The organism is Agromyces sp. CF514 (genome assembly GCF_900113185.1).
Classification (GTDB): Bacteria; Actinomycetota; Actinomycetes; order Actinomycetales; family Microbacteriaceae; genus Agromyces.
Window position 1 is genome coordinate 1,637,055 of sequence record NZ_FOZD01000001.1, and the last position, 14,574, is coordinate 1,651,628.

The window sequence follows — 14,574 nt, forward strand, 5'->3', positions numbered from 1 at the left end:
GCGCGAATGCCTCCCGGCCGACGACCGGAACGGCGGATGCCCCGGAGCGAAGTTCGCTCCGGGGCATCCGTCGTTCGTGCGAGCCGCGTCAGCCGCGGCATCCGATCATCCGAAGCGGCCGGAGACGTAGTCCTCGGTGGCCTTCACCGACGGGTTCGAGAACATCGTGGTGGTGTCGTCGTACTCGATGAGCTTGCCGGGCTTGCCGGTGCCGGCGATGTTGAAGAACGCCGTCTTGTCGCTCACGCGCGAGGCCTGCTGCATGTTGTGGGTCACGATCACGATCGTGTACTCGGTCTTGAGCTCTTCGATCAGGTCTTCGATGGCGAGCGTCGAGATCGGGTCGAGGGCCGAGCACGGCTCGTCCATGAGGATGACCTCCGGCGATACGGCGATGGTGCGTGCGATGCAGAGTCGCTGCTGCTGCCCGCCCGAGAGGCCGGAGCCCGGTCGGTCGAGGCGGTCCTTCACCTCGTTCCAGAGGTTCGCGCCGAGCAGCGACTTCTCGACGAGGTCGTCGGCGTCGGTCTTCGACATGCGCTTGTTGTTCAGGCGCACCCCCGCGAGCACGTTCTCCTTGATGGACATGGTCGGGAACGGGTTCGGCCGCTGAAACACCATGCCGACCTGGCGGCGCACGAGCACCGGGTCGACCGAGGAGTCGTAGAGGTTGTTGCCGTCGATGAGCACCTCGCCCTGCACGCGTGCACCGGGGATGACCTCGTGCATGCGGTTGAGCGTGCGGAGGAACGTCGACTTGCCGCAGCCCGACGGCCCGATGAAGGCCGTCACGGTGCGGGGCTCGATCTCGAGCGAGACGCCCTCGACCGCGAGGAAACTGCTGTAGTAGACGTTCAGGTCGTTGACTTCGATGCGCTTGGACACGGGAGCTTCGCTTCTCTCTGGGCTCGGGCTGGGTTCAGGTCTGGGTGGGCCGACGCGGTCAGCGTCCGGTCTTCGGCGAGAAGACCTTGGCGACGAGGCGGGCGATGACGTTGAGCAGGGCGACGATGAGGATCAGCGTCAGGGCTCCGGCCCACGCACGGTCGATGTAGGCCTGGGTGTCGGCGCCCTGGTTCGCGTACTGGGTGTACACGAACACCGGGAGCGTCATCATCCGCTCGGAGAACAGGTTGTAGTTCATGCTCGTCGTGAAGCCCGCGATGATGAGCAGCGGCGCCGTCTCGCCGATGACACGGGCGATCGAGATCATGATGCCCGTGATGATGCCGGCGATCGAGGTGGGCAGCACGACCTTGAGGATCGTGAGCCACTTCGGCACGCCGAGGGCGTAGGCCGCCTCGCGCAGCTCGTTCGGCACGAGCTTCAGCATCTCCTCGCTCGAACGCACGACGACCGGGATCATCAGCACCGAGAGGGCGACCGAGCCGCCGAAGCCGAAGCGGATGCCCGGATCGTCGAACAGGAGCGCGAACAGGGCGAAGGCGAAGAGGCCGGCGACGATCGACGGGATGCCCGTCATGACGTCGACGAAGAACGTGATCGCGTGCTTGAGGCGGCCGCGGCCGTACTCCACGAGGTAGATCGCCGCGAGCAGGCCGACGGGCACCGAGATGAGCGTGGCCATGCCCGTGATGAGCAGCGTGCCGACGATCGCGTGCAGCGCGCCGCCGCCCGGGCCGACAACGTTGCGCATCGACTCGCTGAAGAACTGGATGTCGAAGCGGGGCAGGCCGTTGACGATCGTCGTCCAGGCCACCGAGATGAGCGGCAGCAGCGCGATCGTGAAGGCCGTCGCGACGAGTGCGGTCACGAAGCGGTCGGCGGCCTTGCGGGATCCCTCGACCGCACGGGAGAGCACCCAGATGACGACGACGTAGGCGACGACGCCGAGGAACACGGCGGCGACGATGTTGAACTCGGTGCCGCCCGCCACCGCGATCATCGCGAAGACGAGGGACATGACGGCGATGCATCCGATGAGGACCCAGACAGCCGTGTACCGGGGGAGCTTGCCCGCGGTGAGCGAGTTCGAGACGGGCGTGCCGACCGGCGACTTCGGGGGCGAGGTGAGGACGCTCATCAGTTCGCTCCCGAGAATTCCTTGCGCCGGTCGACGATGTACCGGGCGATCATGTTGACGGCGAGGGTGATCACGAACAGGATCAGGCCCGTCGCGATGAGGATGTTGACCCCGACGTCGTGCGCCTCGGGGAAGTTCAGGGCGATGTTCGCCGCGATCGTGGTGGGGTTCTGCGACTGCAGGAGCGCGAACGAGATGATCGAGGCCGGCGAGAGCACCATGGCCACGACCATGGTCTCGCCGAGTGCGCGGCCGAGGCCGAGCATCGAGGCCGAGATGATGCCGGGGCGGCCGAACGGGATGACCGCGAGCTTGATCATCTCCCAGCGGGTCGCGCCGAGCGCGAGGGCCGCCTCCTCGTGCAGCACGGGGGTCTGCAGGAAGACCTCGCGGCAGAGGGCGGTGATGATCGGCAGGACCATGACCGCGAGCACGACGGCGACGGTGAGGATCGTGCGGCCGGTGCCCGAGACGGGGCCGGCGAAGAGCGGGAACCAGCCGAACCACTCGGTGAGGCTGGTGTAGAGCGGCTGCACGGCCGGCGCGAGCACCGAGATGCCCCAGAGGCCGAAGACCACCGAGGGCACCGCGGCGAGCAGGTCGACCACGTAGCCGAGACCCTGCGCGAGCTTGCGCGGGGCGAAGTGCGAGATGAACAGCGCGATGCCGAGGGCGACCGGGATCGCCATGATCAGCGCGAGCGCGGCGGCCCACAGGGTGCCGAACACGAGGGGTCCGACGTACTGCCAGAAGTTCTCGGCATCGCCCTTGAAGTCGTCGGGTTCGGCGGTGAACGCCGGAAGGGCCTGCGCGACCAGGAAGATCGCGACGGCCGCGAGCGTGACGAGGATCAGGGATCCGGCCACCACCGTGGCCGTGGAGAACACCCGATCACCGGGTCGTGGTTTCGCTGTGATCGCGGATGCCGGTGGGGCTGACGTCATGGCCGGGTCTTCCTGCGTGGGGCGGTCGGAACGGGTGCGGCGCACTGGCGGATGCCGGTGCGCCAAGCCTGCCCGACCCGATCGCCGCGCGCAATGACGGGCGATCGGGCCGGGCAGCCGGTGTTACTTGACGGTCTCGAGCGCGGCCGCGACCTTGTCCGACAGGTCGGACGAGAGCGGGGCCGAGCCGGCCTGCTCGGCGGCGACGGACTGGCCGTCGGCGCCTGCGATGTAGCTCACGTACGACTTCACGAGTTCGCCCTGAGCAGCGTCGGCGTACTCCTGGCAGACGATCGCGTAGCTCACGAGCACGAGCGGGTAGTGCGAGGGGTCGGTCGTGGTGCGGTCGAGCGCGATCGCGAGGTCGTTCGCATCGCGGCCCTCGACGAGCGGCGACTCGGCGACGACGGCGGCAGCAGCCTCGGCCGTGTAGCCGACGAACTCGTCGCCGACCTTGATGTTCGCGACACCGAGGTCGCCGGCGCGCGAAGCGTCGGCGTAGCCGATGGTGTTCACGCCGTTGGTGACGGCGTCGACGACGCCCGAGGTGCCCTGGGCGCCCTCACCGGTCTGGTAGGGGAACGGGTCGGCCGGCTCCGCGTCCCACACGTCGGGTGCGGTCTGGAAGAGGTAGTCCGCGAAGTTCTTCGTGGTGCCCGAGTCGTCGGAGCGGTGCACGGCGGTGATGTTCGCCGCGGGCAGGGTCGCGTCGGGGTTGAGCGCGACGATCGCCGGGTCGTTCCAGGTGGTGATCTCGCCCTTGAAGATCTTCGCGATCGTGGCGGAGTCGAGGTTGAGCTCGTCGACGCCCTCGATGTTGAAGATGAGGGCGATCGGCGAGATGTAGACCGGCAGGTCGATCGCCTTCGTGTCGGGTGCGCACGAGCCGAACTCGCCCGCGAGCTCCTCGTCCTTCAGGTACGAGTCGGAGCCGGCGAAGTCCACGCCGCCCGCGATGAACGACTCACGGCCGGCGCCGGAGCCCGACGGGTCGTAGTTGATCGTGACGCCGGTGTTGGCGGTCTGGAACGCTGCGATCCAGGCCTCCTGGGCGGAGCCCTGCGACGAGGCGCCGGCTGCGTTGATGGTGCCCGAGAGCGTCGAGGCCGACTCGGAGGGAGCGTCGGATCCGCCTTCGTTCGAGGCGCAGGAGCTGAGGGCGAGCGCGGCCGTGATGGCGACGACGGCAGGCACGCCGAAACGCTTGAGGTTCACGTGAGGATTCCCTTCCGGGGAGATGTGTGCAGGTTCGGGTCGGGTGCCGACCCGCATGCGACGCTATGCATCCCGCCTTACGAGCTTGCGCCGCGGCGGTGAACGGAAGGTGAACGACCGCTGTCCGGCGCGGAAGTCCCGCGGAATCCCGCGGGACTTCACAGCATTCGGACAGGGTTCGGGAGTCGAACGAGCCGAGCTCAGACTCTCGGTGCGTGCGTCTCGATCGCGATCACGCCCGAGCCCGAGTTCGTCTTCGACACGTGCACGACGCTGAACCCGCCCGGCTCGAGCTCGGCGGCATCCGTCACGTAGGAGCCGAGCGGGGTCGCGGTGGCGAGGGAGATCTCCCGGATGATCTCGGGAAGCACCGGCCCGTGGCTGCAGATCACGGCCGACCGGCCGGAGCGGATCCGCTTGCCGATGACGCGGCGGATGTCGCCGTCGCCGGCCGCCCAGGCATCCTCGCTGATGGCCGGCTTCAGCTTGACCTTGACCGAGGTGGCCGCCGAGAGCGGGCGAACGGTCGTGACGCACCGGATCGCGGGGCTCGATACGATGCGCTCGGGGCGCCAGGCGGAGAGCGTGTCGACGAGCGCGGCCGCCTGGGCGACCCCGCGTGCGACGAGCGGGCGCGCGGTGTCCTCGCCCTTCCAACTGCTGCGGGCGAGCGCCTTGCCGTGGCGCACGAGCAGGAGCGCGAACGTGCTCGTCACGCCCTGGTCGACGAGCGCGGCGAAGTTGTCGAGGATCTCGACGTCGGGCGCATAGGTGAGGTAGCCCCTCGCCCGCTTGATGGTGACCCACTCGAGTGCCGCAACCTCGCCGTTGGGCTTGAAGGTCGAGTTCTGCAGTGCGTGGTCGCTGACCTCGCCCGCCCAGTAGTGCACGACCTTCTCGCGTCCGCTGGGCATGGCGTAGCGCGAGATCCCGAGGGGTACGCCGAGTGCGATCTCGAGCCCGGTCTCCTCGCGGATCTCGCGGACCGCGGTCTGCGGCAGCGTCTCGCCCGGGTCGACCTTGCCCTTCGGGATGGTCACGTCGCCGTGCACGGTGCGGTGGATGAGCAGCACGTGCATGCGGCCGTCGATGATGCGCCAGCACACCGCGCCGGCCGCGTAGACGGCGGTCTCGACGCTCATCGGCGCTGACCCGTTCGACTGCTGCGCTGGGCGAACTCGAGCATGAGCGACGACTGCAGGTCCTCGAGCGGATGTCCCGACTCGTCGAAGGCGTTCCTGTTCCACGTGCCGTCGCCGTCGAGGTGCCACGAGCTGGTCCGGTCGTCCATGGCGCGATCGAAGTTGGCGTTCACCTCGAGGATGTGTCCGGGATCGGTGAGCCGCACGAGCGCCTCGACCCGTCGGTCCAGGTTCCGGTGCATCATGTCGGCGGAGCCGATGTAGGTCTGCGGGTCGCCGTCGTTGACGACCGAGAAGATCCGGGAGTGCTCGAGGTAGCGGCCGAGGATCGATCGCACGGTGATGTTCTCGCTGAGCCCTTCGATGCCGGGGCGCAGGCTGCAGATGCCGCGCACCCAGACCTCGACCTCGACGCCGGCGTTCGAGGCCCGGTAGAGCGCGTCGATGATGGCCTCGTCGACCATCGAGTTCACCTTGATGCGGATGCCCGCCGGCTTGCCGGCCTTCGCATTGGCGACCTCGCCCGCGATCAGCTTCAGCAGGCCCTTCCGCAGGTGCAGCGGAGCCACGAGCAGTCGCTTGAACTTCTTCTCGATGGCGTATCCGGAGAGCTCGTTGAACAGGCGCGTCAGGTCCTTGCCGACCTGGTCGTCGGCGGTGAGCAGCCCGAAGTCCTCGTAGATGCGACTCGTCTTCGGGTTGTAGTTGCCCGTGCCGATGTGCGAGTAGTGGCGCAGCGTGCCCTTCTCCTGACGGATCACGAGCGCGAGCTTGCAGTGGGTCTTGAGCCCGACGAGCCCGTAGACGACGTGCACGCCGGCCTTCTCGAGCTTGCGCGCCCAGGTGATGTTGGCCTGCTCGTCGAAGCGGGCCTTGATCTCGACGAGCGCCAGCACCTGCTTTCCGGATTCGGCGGCATCGATGAGCGCCTCGACGATGGGGCTGTCACCCGAGGTGCGGTACAGGGTCTGCTTGATGGCGAGCACGTCGGGGTCTGCGGCGGCCTGCTCGAGGAAGGCCTGCACGCTGGTCGCGAACGACTCGTAGGGGTGGTGCAGCAGCACGTCGCGCCGCGACACGGCCTTGAAGATGTCGGCACGCAGGTTCGAGTCCGAGGGCTGCAGCTGCGCCGCGGTCACCGGGACGTGGGTCGGGTAGTGCAGCTCGGGGCGGTCGAGCCGCGAGAGGTCGAACAGGCCGCCGAGGTCGAGCGGCGCCGGCAGCCGGTACACCTCCTGCTCGGTCACGTCGAGCTCGCGCACGAGGAGGCCGAGGGTCACCTCGTCCATGTCATCGGTGACCTCGAGGCGGATGGGCGGGCCGAAGCGGCGTCGCAGCAGTTCCTTCTCGAGCGCCTTGATGAGGTTCTCGGTCTCGTCCTCCTCGATCTCGACGTCTTCGTTGCGGGTGACCCTGAAGACGTGGTGCTCGAGGATCTCCATGCCGGGGAAGAGGTCTCCGAGGTGGTTGGCGATGAGGTCCTCGAGCGTGACGTACCTCGCGTCCTCGATCGACTCGCTCGGTTCGACGCGCACGAATCGGGGCAGCATCTGCGGCACCTTGACGCGGGCGAACTCCTGTCGCCCGGTGCGCGAGTTGCGCACGCGCACTGAGAGGTTGAGCGAGAGCCCCGAGATGTACGGGAACGGATGCGCCGGGTCGACCGCGAGCGGCATGAGCACCGGGAAGATCTGGCTCGAGAAGTAGTCGCGCAGGTGGTCGCGCGCCTCGGTGCCGAGGCCCTCCCAGGTGACGACGCGGATTCCGGCCTCGGCCAGGGCGGGCATGACGAGATCCTGGTAGACCGCGGCGTGCCGGATCTGCAGTTCGTGCGCCTGCTTCGAGATATCGCTCAGCACGTCGACCGGCGAGCGGCCCACGTTTGAGGGCACCGCGAGCCCGGTGATGATGCGGCGCTTGAGGCCCGCCACGCGCACCATGAAGAACTCGTCGAGGTTTGAGGCGAAGATCGCCAGGAAGTTCGCACGCTCGAGCACCGGGATCGTCGAGTCCTCTGCGAGCTCGAGCACCCGCTTGTTGAACGCGAGCCAGCTGAGCTCGCGGTCGAGGTAGCGCTCGGCCGGCAGCTCCGGGGCGCCTTCGGTGTCGAAGGGTTCGAAGTCGTCGTCGAAGTCGCTCGCCGTACGGTCGGCGTCGAGGGCGCTGTCGGTGGTCATCCCTTCATAATGCCATTCGGCACGTTTCGGGCGATGAACAGCGCGTCAACGCGTCGTGACCGGGGCGCCCTCGTCGTCTTCGTGCACGTTGAAGCGGTAGCCGACGTTGCGGACCGTGCCGATGAGGCTGTCGAGGTCGCCGAGCTTGGCGCGGAGACGCCGCACGTGCACGTCGACCGTGCGCGTGCCGCCGAAGTAGTCGTAGCCCCAGACCTCGCTGAGCAGCTGCTCGCGGGTGAAGACGCGTGACGGGTGGGCCGCGAGGAACCGGAGGAGTTCGAACTCCTTGTACGTCAGGTCGAGCGTGCGCCCGTGGACCTTCGCCGAGTAGCTGGCCTCGTCGATCACCACGCCGGAGGTCTGGATGCGCTCCGAGGGCTGTGTCGCCGCCGCTCGCCCGAGGGCGAGACGGATACGTGCGTCGACCTCGGCCGGGCCGGCCTGTTCGAGGACCACGTCGTCGACGCCCCAGTCGGGGGTGACCGCCGTGAGCCCGCCCTCGGTGACGATCAGCAGGAGCGGCGAGGAGAGCCCGGTGGTCCGCAGGATCTGCGCCAGTGCCTTGGCTGCGGCGAGGTTCGTGCGCGCATCGAGGAACACGAGGTCCGATTCGGGCGCTCTGACCAGCTGCTCAGGCGAAGCGGGGATGATCCGCGTTCGGTGAGTCAGAAGTGAAAGCGCCGGAAGAACTTCTTCGTTAGCCGCCGGCGACAGGATCAGCAACTGCGCCACGCACACACTCCAGGAGTAAGGTTCGTCAATACTACGGGACGCCAAGCTCCCGGGACGGACACGAAGAGGACGACATGCAGGCGGAGCGCGAATCGAGGGCCGGATGGCTCGCCATCGGCGTCGTCTGGGCCGTCGCCGTGGTGGGTTCCGCGGTCGTGGTCTCGCTCGCCTACGCCGGCACGGCCGCCTGGTTCGGCGATTCGGGCCCGCTCGGCGTCTACGACGCGCTCGGCGTCGTCCTCGCGACGAGCGTGGTGGGTGCGCTCGCGGCCCAGCTGGCGACACGGCGTCCGCCGGGATTCGTCGTGCGGGCCAGCGCGAGCGTCGGCGGTGCGGCCGCCGTGGTCGCCGTCGCCGCGCTCGCCGTGACGCCCACGCTGTCGGCGTAGGCGGCATCGCCGTCGTCGCGGCACCGGGCGGGTCCGGAGCGCCGCCGCGGTCGTGCGGAGCGGATAGACTCTGAGCATGTCGCAGCTGCTCGCACTCGAACTCCTCTTCATCGGCCTGCTCGGTCTCGCGAGCCTCTCGATCGCGTGGATCAGCGGCGTCGTGGTCTACAAGCTCTTCAAGGGCCAGCGCTAGGCGCCGGTGAAGGCGCGGCAATGATCGATCTGCCTGTCGACCTCCCGGCCGAACTCGTTCCGCTCTCGTGGCTCCTCGGCGTCTGGGAGGGTTCCGGCGTCATCGACTACAAGGTCGGTGAAGAGAAGGTCACGCACGAGTTCGGCCAGCGCATCAGCTTCAGCCACGACGGCCTGCCGCACCTGAACTACACGTCGTACACGTGGCTCTTCGCCGACGAGCCCGACGGCGACCCTCGCCCGCTCGCGACGGAGACCGGCTACTGGCGCATCGCGCGCGAGCTCGGCGACGGCGACCCCGGTCCCGCGCTGCTGCCCGGCGTGGGCGAGTCGCGGTTCCGCTCGGCTGAAGACGTCGAGGCGCTGCGCAACGCCGACGGCGGGTTCGACCTCGAGGTCTCCCTCGTGCATCCGGGCGGCGTCTCGGAGCTCTATCTCGGACAGGTCAAGGGTCCGCGCATCGACCTCGCGACCGATGCGGTCATGCGCGGCTCCGGCGCGAAGGACTACGTCGCGGCGACGCGCCTCTACGGGCTCGTCGAGGGTCACCTGCTGTGGGCGTGGGACATCGCGGCGCTCGGCCAGGACCTGCGCACGCACGCCTCCGCACGACTCGCCAAGGTCGACTGATGGCCGTCTCGCCCTTCCTCTCGCTTCCGGGAGCCGTGCCCGCCGAAGACGTCGACGATGCCGTCGCCGGTCCGGGGCACTACGGCAACCCGATCGTCGAGCAGCGCCACCTCGAGCGCGGCACTGCGATCGTCGACCTCTCCGACCGCGGCGTGGTCACCGTCACCGGCCCCGATCGCCTCTCGTGGCTGCACTCGATGGCCAGCCAGTCGTTCACGGGGCTGCGTCCCGGCGAGGGCGCAGAGGCGCTCTTCCTCGACGCATCCGGCCGCATCGAGCACGTCGTGCACGCGGTCGACGACGGCGAGACGACGTGGCTCGTCGTCGAGGGCGCGGATGCCGCGCCGCTCGCGGCCTTCCTCGATCGCATGCGGTTCATGCTCCGCGTCGAGGTGGCCGACAGGTCCGCCGAGTTCTCGGTCCTCGCGGCCATGTCCGCCGACGCGCTCGACGCCGCGATCCCGGCGGCAGCGCCTGCGGGCGTGGCGCTCGACTGGGTCGACCCGTGGTCGACCCGAACCCCCGGCACGCATCGGTATGCGCGCGACGCCGGGCACCCGGCATCCGAATGGCACTGGATCGAGCGCATCGTGGCTCGCGACGCATTGCCCGAGGCGGTCGCCGCCGTGCGCGCGGGCCGCGTCGAGGTCGCCGGCTCGCTCGCGGCCGAGGCGCTGCGCATCGCCGCGTGGCGCCCGCGCCTGGCGACCGAGGTCGACGAGAAGAGCCTGCCGCACGAGCTCGACTGGCTGCAGAGCGCGGTCGACCTCGGCAAGGGCTGCTACAAGGGCCAGGAGACGGTCGCGAAGGTCCTGAACCTCGGGCGGCCGCCGCGTCGGCTCGTGCTGCTGCACCTCGACGGCAGCGACACCGTGCTGCCCGCCCCGGGCGACGAGGTCATCGGCGAGAAGGTCCGGCCCGAACCCGCTCCGGGCGAGGCGCCCGAGCGCAAGGTCGTCGGCCACATCACGTCGAGCACGATGCACCACGAGCTGGGCCCGGTCGCGCTCGCGGTCATCAAGCGGCAGGTGCCGGCCGACCTGCCCCTCATCGTCGAGAGCCACGGCACGGATGTCGCGGCGGCCCAGGTCGAGATCGTGCCTGCCGATGCGTCGGCCGCCGTCGAGGTCCCGCGTCTGCCGAGGCTCGGCGCGCGTCCCTGACGAGCGCCGTCAGTCGAGCGGAGCGACGGCCGACCACGGCAGCGTGAGCTCGCCGAGCCTGGTGCGTCGAGGGCCGCCGATGATGGGCCAGCCTTCGTGGCGGAGCGTCGAGACGGTCGCGATCCAGCGTTGCGACGGTCCGTAGACGGCCATCGCCGCGTGCGTGCGCCACGCCAGGTCGAGGTCGCCGAGGAGCGCATGGATGCGTTCGCCCGGCACGTTGCGGTGGATCAGCGCCTTCGGCAGGCGCTCGGCGACGACCGAGGGCAGCTCGAGCCCCGAGCGTCGCAGGCTCACGGTGAACGTGCGGGGACCGTCCTCGCCGATGCCCACCCAGCTGGACACCCGTCCGAGCTCGTCGCAGGTGCCCTCGACGAGCATCCCGCCCGGCGCGAGCCGCGAGCGCATGAGGGTCCACGCAGCCGCGACCTCGGACTCGTCGTACTGCCGCAGCACGTTGAACGCGCGGATCACGGCCGGGCGGGCGCCGCCAGGGCCCGGCACCTCGAACCCGCCGACCGCGAAGTCGACGTCGAGCCCGGCGGCGAACGTCGCCTCGCCCGCCCGCACCCTCGCGAGCTGGTCGCGCGCGACGCGCACCCGCTCGGGTTCGATCTCGAGGCCGAGCACGCGGACGTCGGGTCTCACGTGCGCCAGGCGGGAGGCGAGCTCGAGCGTCGTGACACCGCTGGCCCCGTAGCCGAGATCGACGACGAAGGGATCCGTGGCGTGCAGCAGCGCGGGGTGCGCCGCGATCCAGCGGTCGACCCGACGCAGGCGGTTCGTGTTCGTGGTGCCGCGCGTGACGGTGCCGACGCGCTGCCCGGGTCGGAGCCGCCGAGGGTGGGGCGAGGCATCCGCGGGCATGCCCCAAGTCTGCCAGCACGGGCCGCGCGCGGCATCCGCGCGCCGGTCGCGGTCGCGGAAGGCGACGAGCGCCGTGCACGTCGCGTCGACGTGACTCCCGAGGACTCCGCGCGCGGACGGAGGATGCCTCGCGGCTAGGCTGGTCGCATGCCTCACACCCTCGTGCTGCTTCGCCACGGCAACAGCGAATGGAACCAGAAGAACCTGTTCACCGGTTGGGTCGACGTGCGACTCAGCGAACTCGGCCGCACCGAGGCCGCCCGTGCGGGCGAGCTCCTCGCGGAGTCGGGCCTGCTGCCCGACGTGCTGCACACCTCGGTGCTCACCCGCGCCATCCAGACCGCGAACATCGCGCTCGACGTCGCCGACCGCGCGTGGATCGACGTGCGCCGCACCTGGCGCCTCAACGAGCGCCACTACGGCGCGCTGCAGGGCCTCGACAAGGCCGAGACGCTCGAGAAGTACGGCCCCGAGCAGTTCCAGCTCTGGCGCCGCTCGTTCGACGTGCCCCCGCCCGTGCTCGAGGACGACGCCGAGTACTCGCAGGTCGGCGATCCCCGCTACGCGGACCTCGCCGACGACGAGCTGCCGCGTACCGAGTGCCTGAAGGACGTCATCGCACGCATGCTGCCGTACTGGGAGGAGGGCATCGTGCCCGACCTCGCCGCCGGCAAGACCGTGCTCGTCACGGCGCACGGCAACTCGCTGCGGGCGCTCGTGAAGCACCTCGACGGCATCAGCGACGACGACATCGCCGAGCTGAACATCCCGACCGGCATCCCGCTGGTCTACGAGCTCGGTGACGACTTCACCCCGCTCTCGCCCGGGCGCTACCTCGACCCCGAGGCCGCCGCAGCCGGCGCCGCCGCGGTCGCCGCGCAGGGCAAGAAGTAGGCGCAGGCGACACGCAGTCCGTCTTCGGGCCGTCGCCGAGCGTGCGGCCCGAAGACGAGCGAAGGGCCGGGGGAGACCCCGGCCCTTCGTCGTCGCAGCGGATGCGGACTAGAGTCCGGCGCTGATGTCGGGGTCCCAGTCGCCGGTCACGAGGTACTGGACCTTCTTGGCGATCGACACCGCATGGTCCGCGAAGCGCTCGTGGTAGCGGCTCGCGAGGGTCGCGTCGACGGTGTCGGCCGCCTCGCCCTTCCACTTCTCGCCGAGCACGGTGTCGAAGACCGAGAGGTGCAGGTCGTCGACCTTGTCGTCCTCGTTGCGGATCTCCTCGGCGAGCTTGACGTCTTCGGTGCGCAGCAGCTCGGTGAGCTTCTGCGCGATCTCGACGTCGAGCGCGCCCATGTCGAAGAACGTGCTGCGAAGCCGCTTCGGCACGACCTTGTCGGGGAACCGGTAGCGGGCCAGCTGCGCGATGTGCGTGGACATGTCGCCCATGCGCTCGAGCGAAGCGCTGATGCGCAGTGCGCTGACGACCGTGCGCAGGTCGCGCGCCACCGGCGACTGGCGGGCGAGGATCGTGATCGCGAGCTCGTCGAGCTCGACCGCGGCCTGGTCGATGCGGTGGTCGTCGGCGATCACCTCCTCGGCAAGGCTCACGTCGGACTCGTTGAAGGCACGGGTCGCCTTCTCGATCGACGTCGCGACGAGCTCGGAGATCTCGACGAGTCGGTCTTGGACTTCTCGAAGTTCCTGCTGGAACACCTCACGCATATACGAAACATCCTCTTTCGGGTGCGCGCGCGGCGCGCACGCGGGATCGGTCCGGAGGTCGCACCGGACCTGCACATCGTCGCCCGAGAAAGTGAACTCCGGGTGCCGTAGACCTGAACACTCGTTAACCTACCGTCGGTGCACGCCCGTTTTCGCGATCCGGGGCGATGGGGTGTGGTTACGCTACTGAACATGGACTCCATCTGGCTGGTCCTCGGCGCGCTCGCCCTCGGCGCGTTCCTCGGGGCCGGCTTCCTCCTCCTGCTCTACATGGCCGAGCGTCGCGGCGCGCGGGCCGCGCAGGTCATCGCGCCCACGATCCCCGACGGGGTCGAGCAGGTGCTCGACGTGCTCGAGTCGGCGGGCATCGTGATCGACCCGTCGAACAACGTCCTGAAGGCCTCGCCGGGTGCGCTCGCGCTGGGCCTCGTGCGCGGCAGCTCGCTGGTGCATCCCGAGCTCGTCGAGCTCGCGGCATCCGTCCGACGGTCGGGCGAGACGATCGCCGACGAGTTCACGCTCGCACGCGGCCCGTACGGCGACTCGACGATGCGGCTGCAGGTGCTCGTGGCACGCCTCGGCACGCGGTTCGTGCTGCTGCTCGCCGAGGACCGCACCGAGTCGTACCGCCTCGACGAGGTGCGCCGCGACTTCGTGGCGAACATCTCGCACGAGCTGAAGACACCGATCGCGTCGGTCAGCCTGCTGGCCGAGGCGCTCGACATGGCGGCCGACGAGCCCGACCAGGTACGGAGGTTCGCGGGCAGGCTCTCGACCGAGGCCGCCCGCCTGGCGCACATCACGAGCGAGGTCATCGAGCTCTCGCGACTGCAGGCTCGCGACGCGCTCCGCCCCGACGTGCTCGTCTCGATCGACGAGGTGGTCGCCGAAGCGGTGGATCAGAACCGCATCGTCGCGACGGCCAAGCACGTCGAGATCGGCGTTCGCGCCTCCAGCAAGGCGCAGGTCTACGGCGACCGGGCGCTGCTCGTCGTGGCCGTGCACAACCTGCTCTCCAACGCGATCGCCTACTCGCCCGAGGCCAGCCGGGTCGGCATCGGCGTCAAGGTCGACGGCGACACGGTCTCGATCGCCGTCACCGACCAGGGCATCGGCATCCAGCGCGAAGACCTCGATCGCGTGTTCGAGCGCTTCTTCCGGGTCGACCAGGCCCGATCGCGCAACACGGGCGGCTCAGGGCTCGGCCTCAGCATCGTCAAGCACACGGTGCAGAACCACGGCGGAGACGTGCGGGTATGGTCGACGCCCGATCGCGGGTCGACCTTCACGATCCGCCTCCCGCTCGCCGAGCCGCCGGCGGCGAGTGTTCCGGATGCCGCAGGCGAGCCCTCGGCGTCCAAGCCGACGTCCGAGCCCCGGCAGGCTCGCGCAGCCCACCCCGTCCGATGAACGA

14 protein-coding genes are annotated in these 14,574 nt (G+C 69.5%); 5 read left to right on the plus strand and 9 right to left on the minus strand.

The genetic code is table 11. The annotated features are described in order from the left end of the window. Positions 1 to 105 precede the first annotated feature (105 nt). The 7 genes from pstB to BM342_RS20165 all read right to left on the minus strand — a co-directional run bounded on the left by pstB (position 106) and on the right by BM342_RS20165 (position 8,254). Entirely contained in the window at positions 106 to 885 is a 780-nt protein-coding gene (pstB, locus tag BM342_RS07175; RefSeq protein WP_092964728.1) for a phosphate ABC transporter ATP-binding protein PstB, read from the minus strand. Between the two features lie 58 nt (positions 886 to 943). Then, positions 944 to 2,044, minus strand: coding sequence for a phosphate ABC transporter permease PstA (gene pstA / locus BM342_RS07180; protein ID WP_092964729.1), 1,101 nt, complete (start codon positions 2,042 to 2,044; stop codon positions 944 to 946). Next, the gene (pstC, locus tag BM342_RS07185) at positions 2,044 to 2,988 is read right to left on the minus strand and encodes a phosphate ABC transporter permease subunit PstC (protein WP_092964730.1); all 945 of its coding nucleotides are present in this window, start codon (positions 2,986 to 2,988) and stop codon (positions 2,044 to 2,046) included. The genes pstA and pstC overlap by 1 nt, the downstream gene beginning before the upstream one ends. A gap of 123 nt (positions 2,989 to 3,111) precedes the next feature. After that, the gene (pstS, locus tag BM342_RS07190) at positions 3,112 to 4,203 is read right to left on the minus strand and encodes a phosphate ABC transporter substrate-binding protein PstS (protein ID WP_255368592.1); all 1,092 of its coding nucleotides are present in this window, start codon (positions 4,201 to 4,203) and stop codon (positions 3,112 to 3,114) included. 200 nt (positions 4,204 to 4,403) lie between these two features. After that, the gene (locus BM342_RS07195; protein WP_092964732.1) at positions 4,404 to 5,345 is read right to left on the minus strand and encodes an NUDIX hydrolase; all 942 of its coding nucleotides are present in this window, start codon (positions 5,343 to 5,345) and stop codon (positions 4,404 to 4,406) included. Next, positions 5,342 to 7,522: an RNA degradosome polyphosphate kinase gene (locus BM342_RS07200; protein ID WP_092964733.1), complete on the minus strand. Its 2,181-nt coding sequence runs from the start codon at positions 7,520 to 7,522 to the stop codon at positions 5,342 to 5,344. The genes BM342_RS07195 and BM342_RS07200 overlap by 4 nt, the downstream gene beginning before the upstream one ends. Positions 7,523 to 7,567: 45 nt before the next feature. Further along, positions 7,568 to 8,254, minus strand: coding sequence for a response regulator transcription factor (locus BM342_RS20165; RefSeq protein WP_092964734.1), 687 nt, complete (start codon positions 8,252 to 8,254; stop codon positions 7,568 to 7,570). A gap of 74 nt (positions 8,255 to 8,328) precedes the next feature. Here BM342_RS20165 and BM342_RS20170 point away from each other — a divergent pair, with 74 nt between their 5' ends. From BM342_RS20170 to BM342_RS07220, 3 genes are all read left to right on the plus strand, one after another. Beyond that, positions 8,329 to 8,643, plus strand: a complete 315-nt coding sequence (locus BM342_RS20170; RefSeq protein WP_092964735.1) for a hypothetical protein — start codon at positions 8,329 to 8,331, stop codon at positions 8,641 to 8,643. Between the two features lie 213 nt (positions 8,644 to 8,856). Continuing rightward, a complete protein-coding gene (locus tag BM342_RS07215; RefSeq protein ID WP_092964736.1) occupies positions 8,857 to 9,465 on the plus strand; it encodes a nitrobindin family protein in 609 nt (202 codons plus the stop codon). Further along, complete coding sequence (locus BM342_RS07220) at positions 9,465 to 10,628, plus strand: CAF17-like 4Fe-4S cluster assembly/insertion protein YgfZ (protein WP_092964737.1); 1,164 nt, start codon at positions 9,465 to 9,467, stop codon at positions 10,626 to 10,628. The genes BM342_RS07215 and BM342_RS07220 overlap by 1 nt, the downstream gene beginning before the upstream one ends. A gap of 9 nt (positions 10,629 to 10,637) precedes the next feature. Here BM342_RS07220 and BM342_RS07225 read toward each other — a convergent pair whose 3' ends face one another. Beyond that, entirely contained in the window at positions 10,638 to 11,495 is an 858-nt protein-coding gene (locus BM342_RS07225; RefSeq protein ID WP_092964738.1) for a class I SAM-dependent methyltransferase, read from the minus strand. 147 nt (positions 11,496 to 11,642) lie between these two features. Here BM342_RS07225 and BM342_RS07230 point away from each other — a divergent pair, with 147 nt between their 5' ends. Continuing rightward, complete coding sequence (locus tag BM342_RS07230; RefSeq protein WP_092964739.1) at positions 11,643 to 12,389, plus strand: phosphoglyceromutase; 747 nt, start codon at positions 11,643 to 11,645, stop codon at positions 12,387 to 12,389. A gap of 108 nt (positions 12,390 to 12,497) precedes the next feature. Here the strand turns inward: BM342_RS07230 and phoU are convergent, their stop codons facing one another. After that, complete coding sequence (phoU, locus tag BM342_RS07235) at positions 12,498 to 13,160, minus strand: phosphate signaling complex protein PhoU (RefSeq protein ID WP_092964740.1); 663 nt, start codon at positions 13,158 to 13,160, stop codon at positions 12,498 to 12,500. Between the two features lie 192 nt (positions 13,161 to 13,352). On the opposite strand from phoU, the gene BM342_RS07240 reads away from it, so the two are divergent. Then, on the plus strand, positions 13,353 to 14,570 hold the full coding sequence (locus BM342_RS07240; protein WP_092964741.1) for a sensor histidine kinase: 1,218 nt from the start codon (positions 13,353 to 13,355) through the stop codon (positions 14,568 to 14,570). Positions 14,571 to 14,574: the final 4 nt, after the last annotated feature.

Bases quoted from the DNA above. Each gene is read 5' to 3' on its own strand.
- pstC (WP_092964730.1), bottom strand. From the start codon at position 2,988: ATGACGTCAGCCCCACCGGCATCCGCGATCACAGCGAAACCACGACCC.
- BM342_RS07200 (WP_092964733.1), bottom strand. From the start codon at position 7,522: ATGACCACCGACAGCGCCCTCGACGCCGACCGTACGGCGAGCGACTTC.
- BM342_RS07220 (WP_092964737.1), top strand. From the start codon at position 9,465: ATGGCCGTCTCGCCCTTCCTCTCGCTTCCGGGAGCCGTGCCCGCCGAA.
- BM342_RS20170 (WP_092964735.1), top strand. From the start codon at position 8,329: ATGCAGGCGGAGCGCGAATCGAGGGCCGGATGGCTCGCCATCGGCGTC.
- BM342_RS07240 (WP_092964741.1), top strand. From the start codon at position 13,353: ATGGACTCCATCTGGCTGGTCCTCGGCGCGCTCGCCCTCGGCGCGTTC.
- BM342_RS07195 (WP_092964732.1), bottom strand. From the start codon at position 5,345: ATGAGCGTCGAGACCGCCGTCTACGCGGCCGGCGCGGTGTGCTGGCGC.
- phoU (WP_092964740.1), bottom strand. From the start codon at position 13,160: ATGCGTGAGGTGTTCCAGCAGGAACTTCGAGAAGTCCAAGACCGACTC.
- BM342_RS07230 (WP_092964739.1), top strand. From the start codon at position 11,643: ATGCCTCACACCCTCGTGCTGCTTCGCCACGGCAACAGCGAATGGAAC.
- pstA (WP_092964729.1), bottom strand. From the start codon at position 2,044: ATGAGCGTCCTCACCTCGCCCCCGAAGTCGCCGGTCGGCACGCCCGTC.
- BM342_RS07225 (WP_092964738.1), bottom strand. From the start codon at position 11,495: ATGCCCGCGGATGCCTCGCCCCACCCTCGGCGGCTCCGACCCGGGCAG.
- BM342_RS07215 (WP_092964736.1), top strand. From the start codon at position 8,857: ATGATCGATCTGCCTGTCGACCTCCCGGCCGAACTCGTTCCGCTCTCG.